The sequence below is a fragment of the Nocardioides sp. AE5 genome (assembly GCF_031844485.1).
Lineage (GTDB): Bacteria > Actinomycetota > Actinomycetes > Propionibacteriales > Nocardioidaceae > Nocardioides.
Window position 1 is genome coordinate 96,665 of sequence record NZ_JAUZVI010000014.1, and the last position, 18,673, is coordinate 115,337.

General features: G+C 64.6%; 12 protein-coding genes. 4 read left to right on the forward strand and 8 right to left on the reverse strand.

Annotated elements, in window-relative coordinates; genetic code table 11:
- Nucleotides 1-114: 114 nt before the first annotated feature.
- Nucleotides 115-3,975 carry a hypothetical protein gene (locus Q9R27_RS17550; RefSeq protein ID WP_311253697.1) on the reverse strand — a complete coding sequence of 1,287 codons (3,861 nt, stop codon included), beginning with the start codon at nucleotides 3,973-3,975 and terminating at the stop codon, nucleotides 115-117.
- Nucleotides 3,976-4,224: 249 nt separating this feature from the next.
- Here Q9R27_RS17550 and Q9R27_RS17555 point away from each other — a divergent pair, with 249 nt between their 5' ends.
- Nucleotides 4,225-5,019, forward strand: a complete 795-nt coding sequence (locus Q9R27_RS17555) for an enoyl-CoA hydratase family protein (protein ID WP_311253698.1) — start codon at nucleotides 4,225-4,227, stop codon at nucleotides 5,017-5,019.
- 778 nt (nucleotides 5,020-5,797) lie between these two features.
- Here the strand turns inward: Q9R27_RS17555 and Q9R27_RS17560 are convergent.
- Nucleotides 5,798-6,109 (reverse strand): antibiotic biosynthesis monooxygenase, encoded by a 312-nt coding sequence (locus Q9R27_RS17560; RefSeq protein ID WP_311253699.1) that lies wholly within the window; start codon nucleotides 6,107-6,109, stop codon nucleotides 5,798-5,800.
- Nucleotides 6,110-6,217: 108 nt separating this feature from the next.
- Between Q9R27_RS17560 and Q9R27_RS17565 the strand changes: the two genes are divergently transcribed.
- The 3 genes from Q9R27_RS17565 (at nucleotide 6,218) to Q9R27_RS17575 (ending at nucleotide 8,147) form a co-directional block, all read left to right on the forward strand.
- Nucleotides 6,218-7,159, forward strand: coding sequence for a helix-turn-helix domain-containing protein (locus Q9R27_RS17565; RefSeq protein ID WP_311253700.1), 942 nt, complete (start codon nucleotides 6,218-6,220; stop codon nucleotides 7,157-7,159).
- Between the two features lie 132 nt (nucleotides 7,160-7,291).
- Nucleotides 7,292-7,735: a hypothetical protein gene (locus Q9R27_RS17570; RefSeq protein WP_311253701.1), complete on the forward strand. Its 444-nt coding sequence runs from the start codon at nucleotides 7,292-7,294 to the stop codon at nucleotides 7,733-7,735.
- A 133-nt stretch (nucleotides 7,736-7,868) separates the two neighbouring features.
- Entirely contained in the window at nucleotides 7,869-8,147 is a 279-nt protein-coding gene (locus Q9R27_RS17575; protein WP_311253702.1) for a hypothetical protein, read from the forward strand.
- Between the two features lie 6 nt (nucleotides 8,148-8,153).
- On the opposite strand, the gene Q9R27_RS17580 is transcribed toward Q9R27_RS17575, so the two are convergent.
- The 6 genes from Q9R27_RS17580 to Q9R27_RS17605 are packed head-to-tail and all read right to left on the reverse strand — an operon-like array spanning nucleotide 8,154 to nucleotide 18,480.
- Nucleotides 8,154-10,994, reverse strand: coding sequence for a hypothetical protein (locus Q9R27_RS17580; RefSeq protein WP_311253703.1), 2,841 nt, complete (start codon nucleotides 10,992-10,994; stop codon nucleotides 8,154-8,156).
- Nucleotides 10,991-11,659, reverse strand: coding sequence for a hypothetical protein (locus tag Q9R27_RS17585; protein WP_311253704.1), 669 nt, complete (start codon nucleotides 11,657-11,659; stop codon nucleotides 10,991-10,993). The genes Q9R27_RS17580 and Q9R27_RS17585 overlap by 4 nt, the downstream gene beginning before the upstream one ends.
- A complete protein-coding gene (locus Q9R27_RS17590; protein ID WP_311253705.1) occupies nucleotides 11,659-14,817 on the reverse strand; it encodes a type I restriction endonuclease subunit R in 3,159 nt (1,052 codons plus the stop codon). Before Q9R27_RS17590 ends, Q9R27_RS17585 begins: the two co-directional genes overlap by 1 nt.
- Nucleotides 14,814-16,040, reverse strand: a complete 1,227-nt coding sequence (locus tag Q9R27_RS17595; protein ID WP_311253706.1) for a restriction endonuclease subunit S — start codon at nucleotides 16,038-16,040, stop codon at nucleotides 14,814-14,816. The genes Q9R27_RS17590 and Q9R27_RS17595 overlap by 4 nt, the downstream gene beginning before the upstream one ends.
- On the reverse strand, nucleotides 16,037-17,602 hold the full coding sequence (locus tag Q9R27_RS17600; RefSeq protein WP_311253707.1) for a type I restriction-modification system subunit M: 1,566 nt from the start codon (nucleotides 17,600-17,602) through the stop codon (nucleotides 16,037-16,039). The genes Q9R27_RS17595 and Q9R27_RS17600 overlap by 4 nt, the downstream gene beginning before the upstream one ends.
- Nucleotides 17,599-18,480 carry a restriction endonuclease gene (locus Q9R27_RS17605; RefSeq protein WP_311253708.1) on the reverse strand — a complete coding sequence of 294 codons (882 nt, stop codon included), beginning with the start codon at nucleotides 18,478-18,480 and terminating at the stop codon, nucleotides 17,599-17,601. The genes Q9R27_RS17600 and Q9R27_RS17605 overlap by 4 nt, the downstream gene beginning before the upstream one ends.
- Nucleotides 18,481-18,673 lie beyond the last annotated feature (193 nt).

Genomic DNA, 18,673 nt, shown 5'->3' on the forward strand with positions numbered 1-18,673 from the left:
TGTGACAGGGAGTATCACATACTTCTGGAACGAGCGGGAGGCCGGCACCCGGCAACACGCCGACGGCCGCCTGTCCGGAGACAGGCGGCCGCCACAGGTGTCAACCGGAGACCATCAGCCCCCGTTCGCCGGCTCGGCCGGACGCGGCGTCCGGTTGGACACGTTGCAGATCGCGTCCTTGATCGAGAGCGTGATCGGCAACCCGATGACGCTCACCGATACGTCGAGCTTGGTGGCGCCGACACAGACCACCTGACCGGTGCCCCCGGTGCCACTCACCCCGATCGGCTGGCCGAAGAGCTTGTCGACCCGCAGGTGGGTGAGGGCGTCATAGGCGTCGAATCCGTTGCCCGGCTCGAAGAGCAGGGAGGCGGAGCCGAGTTCGACGTTGATCTTGCCGCCCTGCAACGGATAACGGCACCCGTCCCAGCCGCACTCGCCACCGAACTCCGCGGTGTTGAGATAGACGTCGCCACCGTTGTCGATGTCCAGGCTGCCGGTCAGCTCCAGCACCCGGGCGCGCAGGCCCTGGGCAGAGAGGCCCATCGACGGGTCCGAGAGATTGATGGTGGTGAACTCGCTGGCCGCGAACCGGATCGAGCCAAGGTCCGGGTTGGTGATCCCCAGGTCTGGCAGGCACGCCTCGTCCCCAGCGAAACAGACCAGCAACTCGGCGGGCAGCGGCCCGGAGATCGAGCCTGCGAGTCCGTCGAAGTCGAAGCTGAGGCTGTTCGTCGGCTCCGATGCGGAATAGTCCAGCACCATCGCGCCGGCGCCATCGTCGACCAGGCGCAGCCGCAGGTCCGGGACCAGGTGGTCCAGGGTCGCGGTCGCGTTGCTGGTCACCGCACCATTGGCGTCGACCTCGCGGAGCACGATCGTGAAGACCTCTCCGGCCACCGTGTCCAGCAGCAGGTCCGGCGTGGAACCCAGAGCCGCCTCGATCGTGCGCAGGCCACTCACCCGCCCGGCCAGGGCCAGCGAGTCGGGCCCGGTCTGCAGCACCAGGCCGTCACCGTCCCCGGGGAGCGCAAGCGGTTCACCGGAGTGCGCGAACAACTCGAGCAACCCGACCGCGTCACCACCGGTGTCGAAGACGACGCTCTCGCCCTCGAGCCCCACCGCGAGCAGCGCCGGGACGTCCTCGAGCCGCAGGTCGACGTCGGTGGCACCGCTGAAGAGGCCCTCCGCGTTGCGGGCACTGACCGTGACCAGGCCGATCTCCGCGGAGCCGCGGACCTCGATCTCACCGTCGGGCGACAGGGAGAGTCCCAGCACGTGTGGCGCGTCCAGGATGCTGGCGTCCAGCTCCAGGCCGTCCTGGTCGACGAGGACCCGCAGCGGGGTCGGCGCCATGGTCAGGTCCAGTCCGACCGTGTCGGCCAGATGCAGCGCCATCCCCTCGAAGCCCGGCAACCGCAAGGCGATGGACTGGGTGTCCTCGTCGCTGAGCAGGCGCACATACGCCGGATCGTCGAGCAGGGCGATCTCCCGTCCGGTGCCATAGCCGGCCTCGAAGATCCCGATCGCTCCGCTGGTGGTCAGCTCGCCGGTGCCATCGGCACCGAGGCTGAAGGTGATGGTGTCGGGCACGTCGGTCAGGCCGAGCTGGATGTCGTCGACGATCCGGCCCTGGTCGTAGGAGCGGGCACGCAGCGAGAGCGCGTCCATCCCCTGGTCTCCGCGCACTTCTGCGGCGAGGCCGCCGTCGGGGTCTCCGGCCAGGGAGACGGCGAGGGTGCCGTCCACCGAGTCCAGGACACCGTCGGCCAGGAAGAGATCGCCTGCGCCCGAGTCGTCGGCCAACTCGATCCCGATCTGGGTCGGCTGATCGGTCTGCAGGGTGGCGGCCAGGTTCTGGCCGCTGGCCCCGGCGCCCAGGTCGATGACCAGCCGGGCAGAGCCCGGGGCGGTGCTGAACGAGACCCCGAAGCGCTGCTCGGCCGGAGCCAGGTCCGTGGCGAGCGGGTCGTCGTCCAGCCCGTTCGGCTGTGCTGGACCGCCGGTCGGCTGGTTCTCGATCGAGGTCGCGGAGGCGACCAGCGCTCCGGTCACGGTGAGCGGATCGTCACCGCGGGAGGCGATCTGCAGCCCGGCGCCACCGTCGGCGAGGACCACATCTGCCCGGAATCCCGCGGGAGCGTTGCTCTCCCGGGTGTCGTAGCCGAAGCGGTATTCCTGGTCACTGCCGGGAAGGGTCAGGATCGCCTGCAGGCTCAGCGGCAGGTCTGCCGGGGCCCCGGGGAGCCGAGCGATCTCGAGACGGGGCACCACCGAGGTGATCTCGCCACTCGGGTCGAGGGCCAGTTCGATCGGGTTGTCGACGTTGCTGAAGCCGAGCGAGCCGACCCCGGAGGCCAGGGTGAGGTTCGCCAACACGTCGGGCACACCGTCACCGGTGACGTCCAGCGGTTCCGGCACCCCGATCAGGGCACGGAACTGCCGCGCTTCGCGGGTGCCGTCGGCGGCGACGTGGACAGCGCGCCAGTCGAAGGTGGCGGTCTCGATGTAGCCGCCCAGTCCGGGCAGGCCGGTGAGTCGGCCGAGCAGGCCGTCGATCACGGCGTCCACCGGGTCGCCGATGGTGCCGACCTCGGTGGTCAGAGTGCCGAGCAGGTCGTCGAGGACTCCGACCAGGGCCGCGTCGTCGAGCAGGTGCAGCACGTCGGTGAGCGGCGTACCACTGGCGCCGAGGGCGGCCAGCAGGTCATCGATCGTCTGCACTCCGTCGGTCAGGCCGGTCTGTACGCCACCGAGCACCTCGGTGATCGTGTTGCCGAGCAGGCCACCGAGGCCGTTGAGCAGGCTGGCCAGGCCGCGGGTGTTGCCGCCCACCGTGCCGTGCTCGACCGGGGCGGGGTCGGCCGCGTCGTCGCCGACGAAGAAGTGGACGGTGTCCGCGCTGGCGGCGTACACCTGGTCACCGGCAAAGGAGGCGGAGGCCTCGACGGTGCGACTGGCGCCGCTCACCTGGACGGAGCGCAGGGCGCGTCCGGTCGCGTTGGTCTCCACCTCGGCGGCATCACCCTCGAAGCCGAGGACCAGTGGCCGCTGCGCGATCGGGGCGCCGAAGCGGTCGCTGCCGGGGGTGACATCGACCAGCTGGCCACTGATCCGGGCGGTGCGCCCGGGCTGCTGCCGGGTGTCGCCGCGGTAGAAGACCTGCGTGGTGCGCCGGTCCAGCGTGGTGCTGGCGCCGTTGGCGCGGCCCGTGTACGCCGGGTCGGTGGCCACGGTGGCGGAGACGGCGAGTGGGCCCGCCGGGAGGTCGGGGAGGTCCAGCGTGGTGCTGGCCCGGCCCTCGGCGTCGGTCTCGACCTCCACCTGGCCCACACCCGGGACGTCGATGGTGACCGCACGGCCGCCGAGCGGCTGGCCGGCGACGCCGGTGCCGACCACGCTGGTCTGCACGCTGACCGGCAGTTCTTCACCGGTGACCACGGAGGACGGCAGCGTCACGGCGACGTCGGCGCCATTGTCGAGCAGCACCAGGACCTCGGAGAGCTTGGCCTCCGCCTGGGTGGTGCAACTGAGGTTGAGGAAGCCGGAGGCCTGGCCGCGGTTGGCGAACGACTCGACGCGGTACTGCCCCCGCGGCTCGCCCAGGCTTGCCCAGGTGGTGCTCAGCGATCCGGTGCCGGTGCGGCTGGCGGTGTGCACGACGGCGCCGTCGGCGACCCGGGTGATCCGGATCCGCGAGCTCAGGTTGCCCGGGGTGGAGAGACAGTTGCTGGTGGCTCCGGTCGCCTCCACCACGGCGACGTTGCCGGAGACGGTGCTGCCGTTGACCGGCAGTGAGACGGCAGCAGTGGCCGTGGAGCCGGACAGGAAGACAAGTCCGGTGGCGCCCAGTGCGGCAGTGATCAGGATCGACCCCAGCTTGCGGGGACGGGGCTCGCGCCGGTGCGCACCCGGCGTACCGGATCCTGGTGCGGATGATGCTGGCTGGGGTGATGCTGTGGCCGGTGTGGTCACCGTCGTCCTCCAACTCTCGGGCGCGCTCGGGGGTCGACACGCCTTGACTCCGATGAACCGCACGGGAGGTGGTTCGTTACGGGTCATTTCTGACCACCCGGACGTGTCTTGTGCATTGCGCAACCAATGTGCTAATCACGTTCCTCGTGGGTGGCGTGGCAGGTCGCGCTTTCCTGTTGACGGGGCCACAATGGTCACTTCGCGCGCTTGGTCGACCCGAGCACAGCAGCAACGACGGAGGAGCCCTCGATGACCACCACCGCACCCACCGGACCACGGGTCGCCGTGACCACCACGGATGGCGTCACCACCATCGCGCTCGACTCCCCGCACAACCGCAACGCGCTTTCCAACCAGCTCGTCACCGAGTTGCACGCAGCCCTGGCCGCTGCCGCTGCGGACGACGCGGTGCGCTCCGTCGTACTGACCCACACCGGCAACACCTTCTGCGCCGGGGCGGACCTCTCCGAGGCGACCTCTTCCTCCAGCCTCGACCCGGCCCGCGAGCGCGCGGACCAGTTGATCGACCTGCTCCGCGCGATCGTCGCCCTGCCGAAGCCGGTGATCGGGCGCATCGACGGCAACGTCCGTGCGGGCGGCATGGGCCTGGTCGGCGCCTGCGACATCGTCATCGCCAGCGACTCCTCGAGCTTTGCGCTCACCGAGTCGCGCCTGGGACTGGCTGCCTCGGTGATCTCACTGACCCTGCTCCCGCGGGTCCACCCCCGCGCTGCGGAGCGCTACTTCCTGACCGGGGAGAAGTTCGACGCGGCCACGGCCGTCGCGATGGGCTTGGTCTCCGAGGCGGTCGGCGACACGGCCTCCCTCGACGCGTCCGTCGCCACGATCACCGGCGAACTGGGCCTCTGCTCCCCCCAGGGCCTGCGCGAGTCGAAGGCCGTCGTCACCCACGACGTACTGGCGTATCTCGATGCGAACCGGGACCGGGTGGCGGCCCAGTCGTCGAGCCTCTTCGCCAGCGACGATGCACGTGAGGGGATGACCGCGTTCCTGGAGCGCCGCAAGCCGCGCTGGGCACTCTGAGGCGCCCGTACGCCGATCCGCGGCGTACCGGCTCACCCGCCCCGGTGGCCGCGACCTACCCCAACAACGATGTCGTCTGCAGTCACGTGGTGACAGCAGACGGCATGACAACCGACGGTGAGCACCTGGAAATGAACGAGGCCCGGACCTCTGCCATGGGGCAGCGTCCGGGCCTTGCGCCTTCGGTGGAACTAACAGGAAACCATCCAATCCATGTCCCGCCGCCGAGCGGATGCTCGTAAAGAAGAAGTCGCAGGTCAGCCGCACTTCGGCTACGCCATGTCCGACGGCACAGCGCCAGAAGCATGTCCGCCTGTCGGACGATCAGCGGGATGAGCTTGTCCAGCGCCACCTCGACGGTGCGTTCAAGAAGGAACTCGCCCCGGCATACGGGATCCACGTGGAGACGGTACGGACGATCATCCGACGGGCCGAGAGAGCGACTGGATGATGGCGCGCGGCATGCAGAGATACTCAGCCGCCTTGGGCTACCCAGAAACGTCTTCGACGACGACGGGACCGGCGAGGCAACGGATCGCAACCACGACCCGCCCACGGCGCCTCGCGGGACGAAGGGCAAGGTGACACAGTTTCGCTGCCATGGACCAGCGCTGGCTCTCTCGATGACCACCGGTGAAACAGTGCCGCTCCAAGCTTGCGCCTGGTGTTGCCTGACCTCCTCGTGATCGGCCTGTCGGGGATCGTCAAGGTGATGCGGGTGTCGAGACGGTCGGGTCCGACGGCTCGGCGGGGCGCGATCGTCTCGTGCGTTGGCGGACTACGGGAGCTTGGACGCGAGGACGTCGGCCGCCAGGATCTCGGGTGCTGCGCCGAGGAGGTGCTGGTTGGCCATCAGGGCTGCGACGATGGCGCCGTTGGCGTGGGCGTCGCGAGCGGCCTCGTCGGGGAATGCATCGAAGATCCAGAAGGTGTCGGCGTGGGTCCTGACCGCGAACCAGACAATCGTTCCTACTTCTTCGTTGGCGAGTGCGACAGCGCCGGCGAGCAGTTCGGCGAGCGCGTCGTGCTGTCCATCGGCCGCGACGATCTTGGCGACGAAGGCATACGGAAGTGATGCGGGTGTGGCCATGAGGGGTTCTCCTACGTGTCGAGGTTTCTTGGTGATGCGAGTTCAGCGTATGACGAGCGAGGGCCGGCGGGAAGTGGCGCATACGACAGTATTGCTATTGTTCGCGCCATGCGTATCGGACTGGTTGCGATCGACGGCTGCTTCGGTTCGGCGGTCGCGTCGGTCATCGACATCGTGCGGGTGGCCGACGGAGCCCGCGCCGATGTCGACCCGCGGATCGACCCGATCGAACTCGCCATCCTCGGACCGAAACGGCGAGTGACCACGACGGCATCAATGACCCTGTCGGTGGACCACCCGCTGTCGGAGTCCGCAGAGTTCGACGTGGTCGTCGTCCCTGCGCTTGGTACCCTCACGGCCGCAGCGACCCACGACGCCCTCCAGAGCCGAGATGCTCGTTCCGTCATCGCCTCACTCGGGCGCCTCGACGACGCGACCACCCGGATCGCCGCGGCGTGCACCGGCGTGTTCGCCGTCGCCGAGACCGGACGGATGCATCATCGGCGGGCGACGACCAGCTGGTTCCTGGGGCCGGAGTTCCTGAAGCGCTATCCGACCGTCGCCCTCGATCTCGACACCATGGTCGTGGTCGACGGGAACCTCGTCACCGCCGGCGCCGCCTTCGCCCACATCGACCTCGCGCTCTCACTCGTGCGATCGATCAGCCCCGATCTGGCCCAACATGTCGCCAAGCTCCTCATCATCGACGAGCGCCCGTCGCAGGCGGCCTTCGTCGCCTACGAACAACTCCGGCACGAGGACCCGATCATCGTCGAGTTCGAACGCTTCGTGCGCGCCCGCCTGGACGAACCGTTCAACGTCGCCATCGTCGCGCAGTCGCTCGGCACCAGCCGGCGCACCCTCGAACGACGAGTCCGTGCGGCGCTCAACCTCACTCCACTCGGCTTCGTCCAACGGCTTCGCATCGAACGAGCTCGGCACCTCTCTGCAACCACGGACCTCACCTCCGCTGAGATCGCCCTACGGGTCGGCTACGCGAACGCCGAGACTCTGCGCTCCCTCCTGCGCAGGGAGCGACGCCGTTCCTGACCTGCCGCCATGCCTGTAGCCGGTGTCCTAGCGCTCGGTTGGAACCACCTCTCACCACGTCGCGTCGACGCTCCTGCGTCGCCCCTGGACGACCCACTCGACACTCCCCGCCGGGGAGGCCGAACACGCCGCATGGAGAACCAGCGCCCTGCCCGCCCCGCCGACATCGCCCGCGAGAAGCAAGCCGCGCTCGCCAGACAACTCGCCAACCTCGAATCCGAACCCAAGACCCTCGAAGCGGCCGGGGTCGACACCGAGACGACGTTGGAGCGCGTGATCGACCTGATCAGCCACCCTACCCACGCGTACAGCGGGCTGGAGCCGGGCCTTCACCGCACCTACAACCAAGCCTGGTTCAGCAAGATCTACATCGAGACCGTCCCGGACGAGCCCGCTTCACCAATGCAGGCAATTCCCGAACGCAGCGACCTCGCCGACGCTCTGGAGGCCAGCCGTCCGGTCATCACTGCAGAGCTGGAGAACGAAACACCCGAAGGGCCCGCTGTTCAATCTGCCGCCCATTCCCCGCGTCAGGAGTTTGAACAAGCAACCTTGGGTGGCCCTATCGAGTGTTGATACAAACAATTGGGCGCCTCTGTTAGCGCGGGACTGGGAGCCCTCCCCGTCGGCTCAACCTGCCCTTGACCATGAACGAACAGGCCCTCTTCGTCAACGGCAAAATCGCCTGACCCCTGAGCAGGTTGCCGCGATGGCCGACCGCTACCTCAATGGCGCCAACGTCAACGAGCTCGCGGCCGAATTTCGCTGCACTCGGCAAACAGTGGCCCTCCGGCTGAAGGAGCACGGGGTCGTCATGCGCAACCAGCCTGCTACTGCCGAGGAGATCGCCCGGGTCATCGAGCTGTACGCATCGGGCCTCTCCCTGGTCGGTGTCGCAGAGCGCACCCGGTTCTCACCGAAGTCGGTGCTGAATTACCTTCGGGCCGAAGGCGTCCAGCTGCGGGACACTCACGGTCGAGACCGCTAGGGGCAGTTACGGGGCCTCGGTCGCACGTAGTGCTGCCACTCGCTGGTCAAGATCCACCTCGCCGCGTTCGCCCATCTCGTTCATAAGTGCGATCGCGTCCTGAGTCAACTGATCGTCGCCCGCGTCCATCGCTGCGGCAAGTACTGGAGCGAGCGCATGATGGGTCAGATCCCATTGGTCCCGGTTGTGCGTTTCAGCGGGCTTCAGCAGGAGTCGAAGGACCTCGAGTGCGTCCTGCGGATGCGCAGGTGCCGCTTCCACCAACTGTTCGCCGATCATCCCGTGTGTTTCGAGCTCTGGATCAAGCGAGATGGCTTGCTTGAGGCGGGTCAACCACCAATCCGCCCCGAACTTGCCACACGTGACAAACCAGTAGAAGTCCTTGAGTTCGGCGCTGTCCTCGGCGTGTTCTGCGACATGCGCAGCACGCTCGTCCCAAAGTTCCGCGAGGCGGTCCCGGAACACGTCGTCCACCTTGTCGGCCCGAAGGAAGCTCCATGCAACGTGGCCGATCGCGTCCCCTCGCACGTCAGCAGGCGCAACTGAATAGAACGCCACACGAAGCGGGTCTGCCTGATCGACGTGGCCTCGGATAATGGCCTGCACTACCCATTGGCCGATTCGGGCTTTCGGAGTGTCCTGATCGCCCCACCCAACGGCGATCTCATCGGCTTGTCCGAGGGCGGCGATCATCGATCCGCTCAGACGCTGGTACAGCGCCGGGTGGTAGTAGTGCATCGCGATCGCAGTGGTCAGCGCGATCTGCTGCCCGCGGTCGAGTGACGCTTTCGAGCCGAAGTAGGTCTCGAAGTGCATGTCCAGCCATTCGGGGGCGCGGTCGTGAAGGCGCCCAAGGGCCTCCCCAACCACCGCCCGCGATGCGCCGCGCAGGTCCTCTCGACCAAGTTCGCGTTCCAGGGACTCCGCGGCCGATGCGTACCAACTGGCTTCGGGTCCGTGGGTAACAAGATGCAGGAGTCCGCGAACCATGTTCGGCCACTGCCAGTTCAACGACGTGGTGAGCGGATCCATGCCAGACTCGTTCGAAAGCTCGTAGTTTGCGTAGTCGTTCCATGCGACTTCGTCCTCTGAGGTCTCGATGAGGAGATTCGCGACCTGCGTGAGAGCGTCCGCCGGAATCCGGTCACTGCTCTTGACCTTCGCGAACTCTTCAAGGATTCCGACTGCCGCTTGCTTGGCCTCCCGGAAGTCCGCATCGTCGTCGAAGCGCCCCCCCTCGACCGGGAAGTCGGACGCGTAGCCGTGGTTGACCACGAAGGAAACCGCTGCGATAACAGCACCCCAGGGAAGGTCGAGGTCCGCCTTAAAAGCGGCCTCCCATCCGCTCAGAACAGCGCGGATGTAGGTCGGGCGCAGTCGCTCAGTGAAACCGGTTGCGTCGCCGAGCGCAAGGGGGTTCGCCGTGAGCACAGCGCTCAGGACCCGGCCCTGGCCTTCGTGCGATGGTTCCGCAGTCCACCGATCACCCGAGTCGTGCCAGCTCTCTAGGTGTGCAAGCAGTTCAGTCGGGCTCATGGCGGCCATGCCGTCTTGGTCGAGCGGGCTGTTCGGCCCTGTCCAGGACGTCATTTCGAATGCGGGCGCAAGTGGACGCTCGATGACACCGCGAGTTGCGTCGAGATCGTCGAGCTGAGCTTGCAGCACCGGAGGCAGCTGATCCCGCCCAATTCCCGCGAGCACTTGGTGCCGCCAGGTCTCGTCCCAGCGCTGAAGTGACTCATCGATCGACTCGTTCGTTTCGCCGCGTTCAGCCATGTTCTTCCGAATGCGTGCCGACGAGTCGGCAGTGAAGTGTCCTTCGTTGATCACTTCGACAAGTACGTCGGCAGCTGAGCGTGCGACAAGCGACTTTGCCAGCGCGACGAACTCAAGGCGCGCGCCCTGATCACGACACAGCGGCTTGGCCAGCAGGTCTCCACCCATCGAAACGAGCTTCGCCACGAGGGCCGGGTCAGTGGCTTCTTCGAGCGCGTGGGCCATCGAGTACATCGCGATGCGCTGCGCAATAAGAATTTCGTTGCTCTCGAAGAGTCGCCACGTCGTGTCGGGATCAGTGCCGAAGTCGCGCTTCGCCAAGTCCCGCGCGGCGTCGATCAGGGCATCTTCGATGTCCCGAGGTCCGTCCCCTCGTGCAGCGACGGTTGAACGACTAAAGCCGCTGTGGTCGAAGGTGTCGCCCACGGACTTCTTGATCCGCTCGTACTGACTGAGCCACGGAAGGACGGTCTTAAGCCCGTCGGTCCCAAGGGCGTTCGCCACGCGCGGGAGTTCCTGGGAGTACCAATACGACTTGAGTTCGACGACCGGATCTCGCGCGTCGTCCTCAGCATCACGCGGACGGAACAAGACGTTGGCGAACGTGACGCCATACTTTTGGCCACCTTCGATGAGGTTGATGGCGAAAGAAACCAGGTCGCGTGGGTCTGTCCGCCAACCAAGCCCTCCCACTTCGGACCACGCCTTGACTAAGGGCTTCAGGCGCGCCGCCTGGTCGGCCGGAACCTTCGCGCCAATGACGAACGCTGCCCGGCGCACCCATGAGTTGGCCGTAGCTTCGAGGCTGAGGAGGACGTCAATGACATCGACCGGCGCCTCCTCCGCCACGTTCAACAGATAGCTGACTTCCGGCCAGAAGACATCCTTGATGTAGCCGTCGCCAGTCGCCTCGGGCTCAGGCGGATTCGTGAAGACGTTGAGGTCAGCTAGGGGCTTCACCCAGTTCGGGTTCTTGAGACCTTCATAGAACACTCGGCGAAGTTGATAGCTCGTCAAGCGACGGACAGCTGCGTCCACCTCTGCGGTCGTCGGTACGGCGTAGTCGCTCATGACTGGGCCTCTCCAGCCTTCCGGTTTGCCGAGGTCAGGATGTCCTCGATAAGACTCTTGCTCTCGAAGAAGGCCGATCTGATGGCATCGACGTGGTCATCGAAGATTCCGATCTTCGCTGCGAGCTCCTCGTCGGTAGGCAAGTCGGCCTCGAACTTGTCGTGCAAATGACCCCACCGGACGAAATATTCGCTCAGATCACGCCACTCCTTGACGGCAGGCGCCTTGGGATTTCCATCATCTGTGAGGAAGGCAGCGAGAGAGCTCAGTCGGCGTCGATCCTCGTAGCTCGCCGTATCGATGAGCCGCGACAGCGCCATCGCTGCTGGTTTCGGCACAGGGACGTTCTCTGCTTCCTGAGTCAGATCCATGTCCGGGTGATCGATCCGTAGTTGCGGGAGGGCGCGCACCTGGACTGACGCGGGGACGTAACCGTCGACCTCGTCCTGACTTGCAGCCCCCTTGCCAAGGAGGGCTGCGGTTGGAAGTCGGTTCATGACCTCTCGCATCGAGTGGCAGATGAGCAAGATCCTTGTCCGCTCGTGACCAGCATCAGGCTTCGCACCCAGCATCGATACTGCAGCACGGTAAGTGCTGGCCAGGTCGGGCTTCTTATCCTCCAGCCATTCGGCGACCGCTTGGCGCCGAGCGTCGCCTGCGTCCATCAGTCACCCGATCCTGCGCTCAGCCCGAAGAAGCGATCGAAGAACTCGCCGAGCCGGTCGAGCACGCGGGCTTTCTTCTCACCGTGGCTGCCACCGGCGGAGAAGCGGGACGCGGGCGGAAGGATCTTGGTGATCGCGGTGCCGGTGGTCGGGATGGAGCCGTCGCGGAAGGCGTGGTCGACGAAGGCTCGGGTCTCGTCTGGCTTGAGGTTCTCGTCGGTGATGATCGCCTCGAGCTCGGCGGTGCGCTGGGCTTGGATATAGACGCGCCACTCCTCATCGATCTCACCCGATGCGGAGACACGGTCGACGAAGTCGAGGATGAGGTCTTTCTTGTTGCGCAGGGTCGGGCTGGAGTCGACGGAGCGCTGGATGTCCATGAGTGCGGACATCTCCTTGTCGGCGCCGTTGCCTCGAGCGTCGCGCCATTTGGCGACGAGCATGAGGATGTAGTCGACGTTGATCTCGACCTGCTTGATAAGCTCGATCTCGAAGACGACGTCGTCGTTGATCGCTTCCTTCTCGCTCTCGCCTTCCTTGCGGAACTCGGCGTAGAGGTTGAGGTAGATGCTGCGGTAGTCCTGCATTTGGCGGGCGGTGATGATCTCGTTGCCTGCGAAGTCGTCGAACGAGGTCAGGATGTTCTGCAGCCGCAGGATCGCGCCGAGGAGCGCGATGAACTCCTTCTGCGCGCTCTCGCCGATGATCGGTTCGTCGAGCGGGAACTTCTTGAGGAGCTCGGTGGCCTTCTCGGCGTACTCGTTGTAGTACTCGCCATAGGGCTTGAGCAGCACGATGCCGCGGGCGTCCTTGTTACCGAAGAGGGCGATGGCGTCGTTGGTCTCTTCCTCCAGGTCGCGGAAGGACACGATGTTGCCGTAGGTCTTGACCGAGTTGAGGATGCGGTTGGTGCGTGAGTAGGCCTGAATGAGGCCGTGGTTCACGAGCCGCTTGTCGACGAACAGCGTGTTCATCGTGGTGGCGTCGAATCCGGTCAGGAACATATTGACGACGATGACCAGGTCGAGCTCGCGGTTCTTCAGCCGAAGCGACAGGTCCTTGTAGTAGTTCTGGAACTTGTCGGCCGAGGTGTCATAGCTGGTGCCGAAGAGTTTGTTGTAGTCCTTGATCGCATCGTCGAGGAAGTCGCGTGAGGACTGGTCGAGCGAGCTGGTCTCGAAGCCTTCTTCATCAAGGTAGTCGTCGCCGACGTCCTCGTTCGCGGCGTAGGAGAAGATCGTGGCGACCTTGAGACGCTGGTCAGGCAGGAGGTCGGCCTGCTGCTTCTTGAACTCCAGGTAGTAGCGCTTCGCGGCCTCGATCGAGGCGGTGGCGAAGATGGCGTTGAAGCCCTTCACACGGCTGGCCTGCTTGAGCTCGGAGACCTTGTTGCGGCTACCGACCACGTCGGCAACGTTGGCCACCACGGCGTAGTCGTAGCCCTGCGTGCGCTTGGTCTTCTGCTCGAAGTGCTCCAGCGTGTACGCGGTGACCTGGCGGAGGCGCTCCGGGTCGAGCAACGCGCGCTCGGTGTCGATCGCGCTGACCTGCTTGTCACCAATGCCCTCGGGCACCTTGACCGTGTTGACGTAGTCGATGCGGAACGGCAGGACGTTCTTGTCGTTGATCGCGTCCACGATCGTGTAGGTGTGGATCGCCGTCTGGTGATCAATCGACGGGCAGGCTGCTGGGTCGCCGTGCTGGTAGCAGCCGAACGCCTGCGGGGTGGTCCGCAGGTTCGGGTTGCCGCCGCTGGAGGAGTTGACCGCGAAGATCGGCGTACCGGTGAAGCCGAAGATGTTGTACCGCTTGAATGACCGGGTGATCGCGGTGTGCATGTCGCCGAACTGCGAGCGGTGGCATTCGTCGAAGATTAGGACGATGTGGCCGTCGTAGATCGCGTGGCCCTTGTTGGCGTTGATGAACGTCGCGAGCTTTTGGATCGTGGTGATGATGATTTTGGCGCTCGGGTCCTCGAGCTGCTTCTTGAGCACTGAGGTCGAGGTGTTGGAGTTGGCCGCTCCCTTCTCGAAGCGGTCGTACTCGCGCATAGTCTGGTAGTCGAGGTCCTTGCGGTCGACGACGAACAGGACCTTGTCGACGCTCGCCATCCGCGACGCCAGCTGGGCGGTCTTGAACGACGTGAGCGTCTTACCCGATCCTGTGGTGTGCCAGACGTAACCACCGGCGCCAACGGTGCCGAGCTGCTTGTAGTTCGTGGCGATCTCGATCTTCTGGATCACCCGCTCAGTCGCCACGATCTGATACGGGCGCATCACCAGCAGAAGTCGGTCAGCTGTGAGCACGCAGTACTTCGTCAGGATGTTCAGCAGCGAATGCTTAGCGAAGAACGTCTTCGTGAAGCCCGTCAGGTCTTGGATCGGCCGGTTCGCCGCATCGGCCCACCAAGAGGTGAACTCGAACGAGTTCGACGTTTTCTTCCCGCGCTTGGCGCCGGTGGCTTCCTTCACGTGCTGGAAGCGTGTGGTGTTGGAGTAGTACTTCGTCAGCGTGCCGTTGCTGATAACAAACAACTGCACGTACTCGAAGAGCCCCGAGCCTGCCCAGAAGCTGTCGCGCTGGTAGCGGTCGATCTGGTTGAACGCCTCACGGATGTCGACGCCTCGTCGCTTGAGCTCGACGTGGACGAGCGGGAGTCCGTTGACGAGGATCGTGACGTCGTAACGGTTGGAGCGGCGAGCGCCACCGTCGCCTTGGCCGATCTCGTACTGGTTGATGACCTGCAGCCGGTTGTTGTGGATGTTGGTCTTGTCGATCAGCTGGACGTTCTTCGTCGTCCCGTCGTCCCGCTTCAGAACCTGGACGTGGTCCTCCTGGATACGAACGGTCTTCTCGACGATGCCATCGTTGGCTCCGGCAACCTTCTCGCTGAAAAACCGTTCCCACTCGGTATCGCTGAACGTGATTCCGTTCAGTGCTTCCAACTGGGAACGGAGGTTCGCGACAAGCTGCCCCTCAGTCGTGATCGGGAGGTAGTCATACGCCTGCCCCTGGAGGAGCTTGACCAGCTCGCGCTCCAGGTCAGCTTCGGACTGGTAGGCGGTCGCAGACGCGGCGTCAGACACGAACTCCGCAACGACCGTGCTCTCGGACGACACCGCGATCGTCTCGTAGCGCCTCGCCTTCTGCTCGGTCATGCTTCGACCTCCTCGAAGGTGAGCAACTTGTCCCGGTAGTACTCGTACTGCTGCCGCCGCGCCTGAAGCTCCGCAGGGAGCCCGTCCGTGAGGCTGTTTACCAAGGCCTCGAACTTGTCAAGGATCTCGACTATCCGCTCCTGCTCGGCAAGCGGCGGAACCGGTACGGCCACCGCCTTCACGATGTCCGCGTTGAGATTCTGGACGGTCCCGTTGCTAGCGCGTCGCGCCAACTCCGACTGGACCGACTTGGAGCGCAGCAGGTGATAGAGGAAGTCGGGAACGAACGAATCGGCAAAGTCGCTGATTGACAGCCAACCGTCGTGGATGCAGCCCTCGATCTTCGAGATGTACGGACGGCCGAAGCTCATCGAGTTGGACATTACGAAGTCGCCCGGCCGCACTCGCCGCGACTTCTGGGCACCTTCCGAGGTGACGTACTGCGCTGTCTTGGTGATGAACTTGTCACCCGCAGGAACGTCTCCGATCTTGATCCATGGCAGACCATTCTCGGCACTCGTCAGGAACGCTTGAATCGGGCGCGGCGAGGCTCCTCGCACAATCGTCGCGAGCTCACCTAGCGGGATCCTCGGTACGCCCGCGTCAGAGAAGGTAAGGAGAGTGTCCCGGTAGTGGGAATACTGGCGGCGCCTGGCTTCGAGTTCCGCCTCGAGTTCCGCCTCAAGCTCCGCGAACGCGTCCAGCATCTTCACGATCTCGTGCTGCACACTGAGGGGTGGCACAGGAATTCTGACCTTCGCCAGTGCGTCGCCCGAAATGCGGCGAACCTTCGTCCCCGTGATGCCGCGCCGCTTTTGGGAATGGAACTGCTCCGTCTGGAAGAAGTAGGCCACGTAACGCGGATCAAGTCGGTGTCGATAGATGTAGGCATCGCCACTCACCGCGGCCTCTTCGTCGCCGAGCCAAGCGGTTGCCTTCGCAACCGCGTCGTCATCCTCGCTTGTGGTGGCGATGACGAGGTCGCCTGTCTTCGCTCGCCGCAACCGAACCGCTTTCAGTGGATCAGTGAAGGACTTGGTCCGATCCGCCCAGGTGCCATAGAAGGTATGGATCTGCCCGTAGTGGATCGCCGGATGACCGGCGTCCGTTAGGTCAGACTTTTGAAGCCCGTTGCCTCTGATGAACTCTCCAACATCGCCGAGAGGCTTGAACGGAACACCATGTGGGCATTGCTCTAAGAGCAAATCGTCGAACTTGCTCACGATGCGCTCTCCAGGTCCGCTACGAGGGCGTCAATCTGCGTCCGGAGTTCCGATTGCCTCGCCACGATCCCGGCGATCCTCGCGTTCAATTCAGTGATGTCGACTGCCTCGCTGGTGTCCTCTGCCTCGACCCAGGAGGTCACTGAGAGGTTATAGTTGTTCTCAGCGATCTGCTCGGTCGGGATGACGGCGCTGAAATGTTCGATCGTTTCGCGCTTGGTGTACTCGTCGAGGATCTTCTGCTGGTGCTCGGGCAGGAGCTTGTTCTTGTTGCCGACGCGCTTGAACTCGGCGGAGGCGTTGATGAAGAGCACCGAGCTGTCCTTGCGCGACTTCTTGAGCACGAGGATGCAGGTCTGGATTCCAGTTCCGAAGAACAAGTCGGGCGGAAGCTGGATGACAGTGTCGACATAGTTGTTGTCGATCAGGTACTTGCGGATCTTCTGCTCGGCGCCGCCTCGGTACATGACTCCGGGGAACTCAACGATGGCCGCTGTGCCGTTGACTGCCAGCCAGTTGAGCATGTGCATCGTGAACGCCAGGTCGGCATAACCCTTCGGTGCAAGCACGCCTGCGGGCGCGAACCGAGGGTCGTTGATCAATAGCGGGTTGGCGTCGCCTTCCCACTTGATCGAGTAGGGCGGGTTGGACACGATCGCTTCAAATGGTTCGTCGTCCCAGTGCGCTGGATCGGTCAGCGTGTCGCCGTGGGCGATGTCGAACTTCTCGTAGTTGATGTCGTGCAGGAACATGTTGATCCGCGCGAGGTTGTAGGTGGTCAGGTTGATCTCCTGGCCGTAGAAGCCTTGCCGGACGTTGTCCTTGCCGAGGACCTTGGCGAACTTCAGCAGCAGCGAGCCCGAGCCGACGGCCGGGTCGTAGACCTTGTTGACCTGGGTCTTGCCGACGACTGTGATGCGGGCGAGGAGCTCGGACACTTCTTGCGGCGTGTAGTACTCGCCTCCCGACTTTCCCGCGCTGGAGGCGTACATGCCCATGAGGTACTCGTAGGCGTCACCGAAGGCGTCGATGGTGTTCTCGGTGAAGCCACCGTTGCCGAAGTCGAGTTCGCCGATCGCATCAAGCAGCTTGACGAGTCGCTCGTTTCGCTTAGCCACAGTCGGGCCCAGCTTCGGGCTGTTGACGTCGAGGTCGTGGAAGAGACCCTTGAGGTCGTCCTCGCTCGCCGCCCCGACTGCCGAACCCTCGATGCTGGCGAAGACGCGGGAGAGCGTCTCGTTGAGGTTCTCGTCGCGCGACGCTCGCTTGCGGACGTTCTCAAACAGCTCGCTCGGCAGGATGTAGAAGCCCTTTTCGTCGACCGTGTCCTTTCGGCCGAACTCGGCGTCCTTGTCGCTGAGCTTGCTGTAGTCGAAGTCGGCGTCGCCGGCCTCCTGCTCGAGCTTGTTCAGGTACGCCGTGAGGTTCTCGGAGATGAATCGGTAGAAGAGGATGCCGAGCACGTAGGACTTGAAGTCCCAGCCGTCAACGCTGCCGCGCAGGTCGTTGGCGATGCGCCAGATGATCTTGTGGAGCTCGGCTCGCTGCTGTTCCTTGGTCATTCGAAAAAGTCCTCGTCTACTTCAACGATGTGGAGCGTGCGCTTGGCCTGCACTCCAACTCGGTAGCGGATCATCAGGTCGGCCAGGCGCTGCCCATCGATGAGCACGACCCGCGTGGAAACGCCTGCTGCGTACTCCACCGCACCCGTGCTGAAGCGGCCGGTGGTAATGAAAACCCCCTGGTTCGCCTGCTGGCCGTGAAGCGCCCCGACGAACGACTGGATGTCGGGCCTGCCGACGGCACTGTCGGGGGCGTAGCGCTTGGCTTGGATGTAGACCCGGTTCAGGCCAAGCGTGTCCTGGTCGATGATTCCGTCGATGCCGCCGTCGTTGGACAGTTGCGTCCGGGTGGCCTTGGCGTCGGCTCCGCCGTAGCCCATCGCGACGACGAGGTCGACGACTGCCTGTTCGAAGAAGGCCGGTTCGCGCTCGTGCAGGCGCTGGATGAGCTCCGTGGCGACGCCGTCGTTGATGCGCGCGATGCCGGTCTCGACCTGCTCGATCGGATCGAGGTCACTCGCAGGGACCTCGATCGCCGCTTCAGCGAGCACCTTTCGCGCCTGTCGACGGTCGCGTGGGCTCTCGTAGCCATCTACGGTCCGAAGGTCGCGTTCGACCAGACCGTCCGGGTACTTGTGCAGCAGCTCCCGCCCTACGTCGGTGATGGACTGCTGGCCTCGGCTCGGCCGGTAGATCGCCTTGGCCTTCGCCAAGTAAGTCACTGCCCAGCCGATGCGGTTCTCGTACTTGGCCTGGCCGGAGTCGAGGATGATTGCCTTCTGCTCGTGGCTCAGCCGCTCAGCAGCCGCGACCTCGTCGTAGAGCTGGCGACGGCTGCGGACTTGCCCGTCAGCGAGGACCTTGAGAACCGGGATCATCAACTGATCCCAAGTCGGAAGAGCCGCGGACGCCATCAAGCAACCTCTCCGCAAGAGCCATGTTTAGTTGGAGGTTGGATGGCGCTCCTCATGTGTACTCCAATTCTATCAAATGTCGACATTTCGGCATAGGTGCAACTTGCCGACACCGGCGGGCTCGACACAGGCAGAAGTCTCTCAGCAGGGTCCGACA

What these genes read in the sequence shown, in the direction of transcription:
- Q9R27_RS17580 (WP_311253703.1), bottom strand. Translation starts at nt 10,994, where the DNA reads ATGAGCGACTACGCCGTACCGACGACCGCAGAGGTGGACGCAGCTGTC.
- Q9R27_RS17605 (WP_311253708.1), bottom strand. Translation starts at nt 18,480, where the DNA reads ATGATCCCGGTTCTCAAGGTCCTCGCTGACGGGCAAGTCCGCAGCCGT.
- Q9R27_RS17565 (WP_311253700.1), top strand. Translation starts at nt 6,218, where the DNA reads ATGCGTATCGGACTGGTTGCGATCGACGGCTGCTTCGGTTCGGCGGTC.
- Q9R27_RS17555 (WP_311253698.1), top strand. Translation starts at nt 4,225, where the DNA reads ATGACCACCACCGCACCCACCGGACCACGGGTCGCCGTGACCACCACG.
- Q9R27_RS17560 (WP_311253699.1), bottom strand. Translation starts at nt 6,109, where the DNA reads ATGGCCACACCCGCATCACTTCCGTATGCCTTCGTCGCCAAGATCGTC.
- Q9R27_RS17575 (WP_311253702.1), top strand. Translation starts at nt 7,869, where the DNA reads ATGGCCGACCGCTACCTCAATGGCGCCAACGTCAACGAGCTCGCGGCC.
- Q9R27_RS17590 (WP_311253705.1), bottom strand. Translation starts at nt 14,817, where the DNA reads ATGACCGAGCAGAAGGCGAGGCGCTACGAGACGATCGCGGTGTCGTCC.
- Q9R27_RS17600 (WP_311253707.1), bottom strand. Translation starts at nt 17,602, where the DNA reads ATGACCAAGGAACAGCAGCGAGCCGAGCTCCACAAGATCATCTGGCGC.
- Q9R27_RS17570 (WP_311253701.1), top strand. Translation starts at nt 7,292, where the DNA reads ATGGAGAACCAGCGCCCTGCCCGCCCCGCCGACATCGCCCGCGAGAAG.
- Q9R27_RS17585 (WP_311253704.1), bottom strand. Translation starts at nt 11,659, where the DNA reads ATGGACGCAGGCGACGCTCGGCGCCAAGCGGTCGCCGAATGGCTGGAG.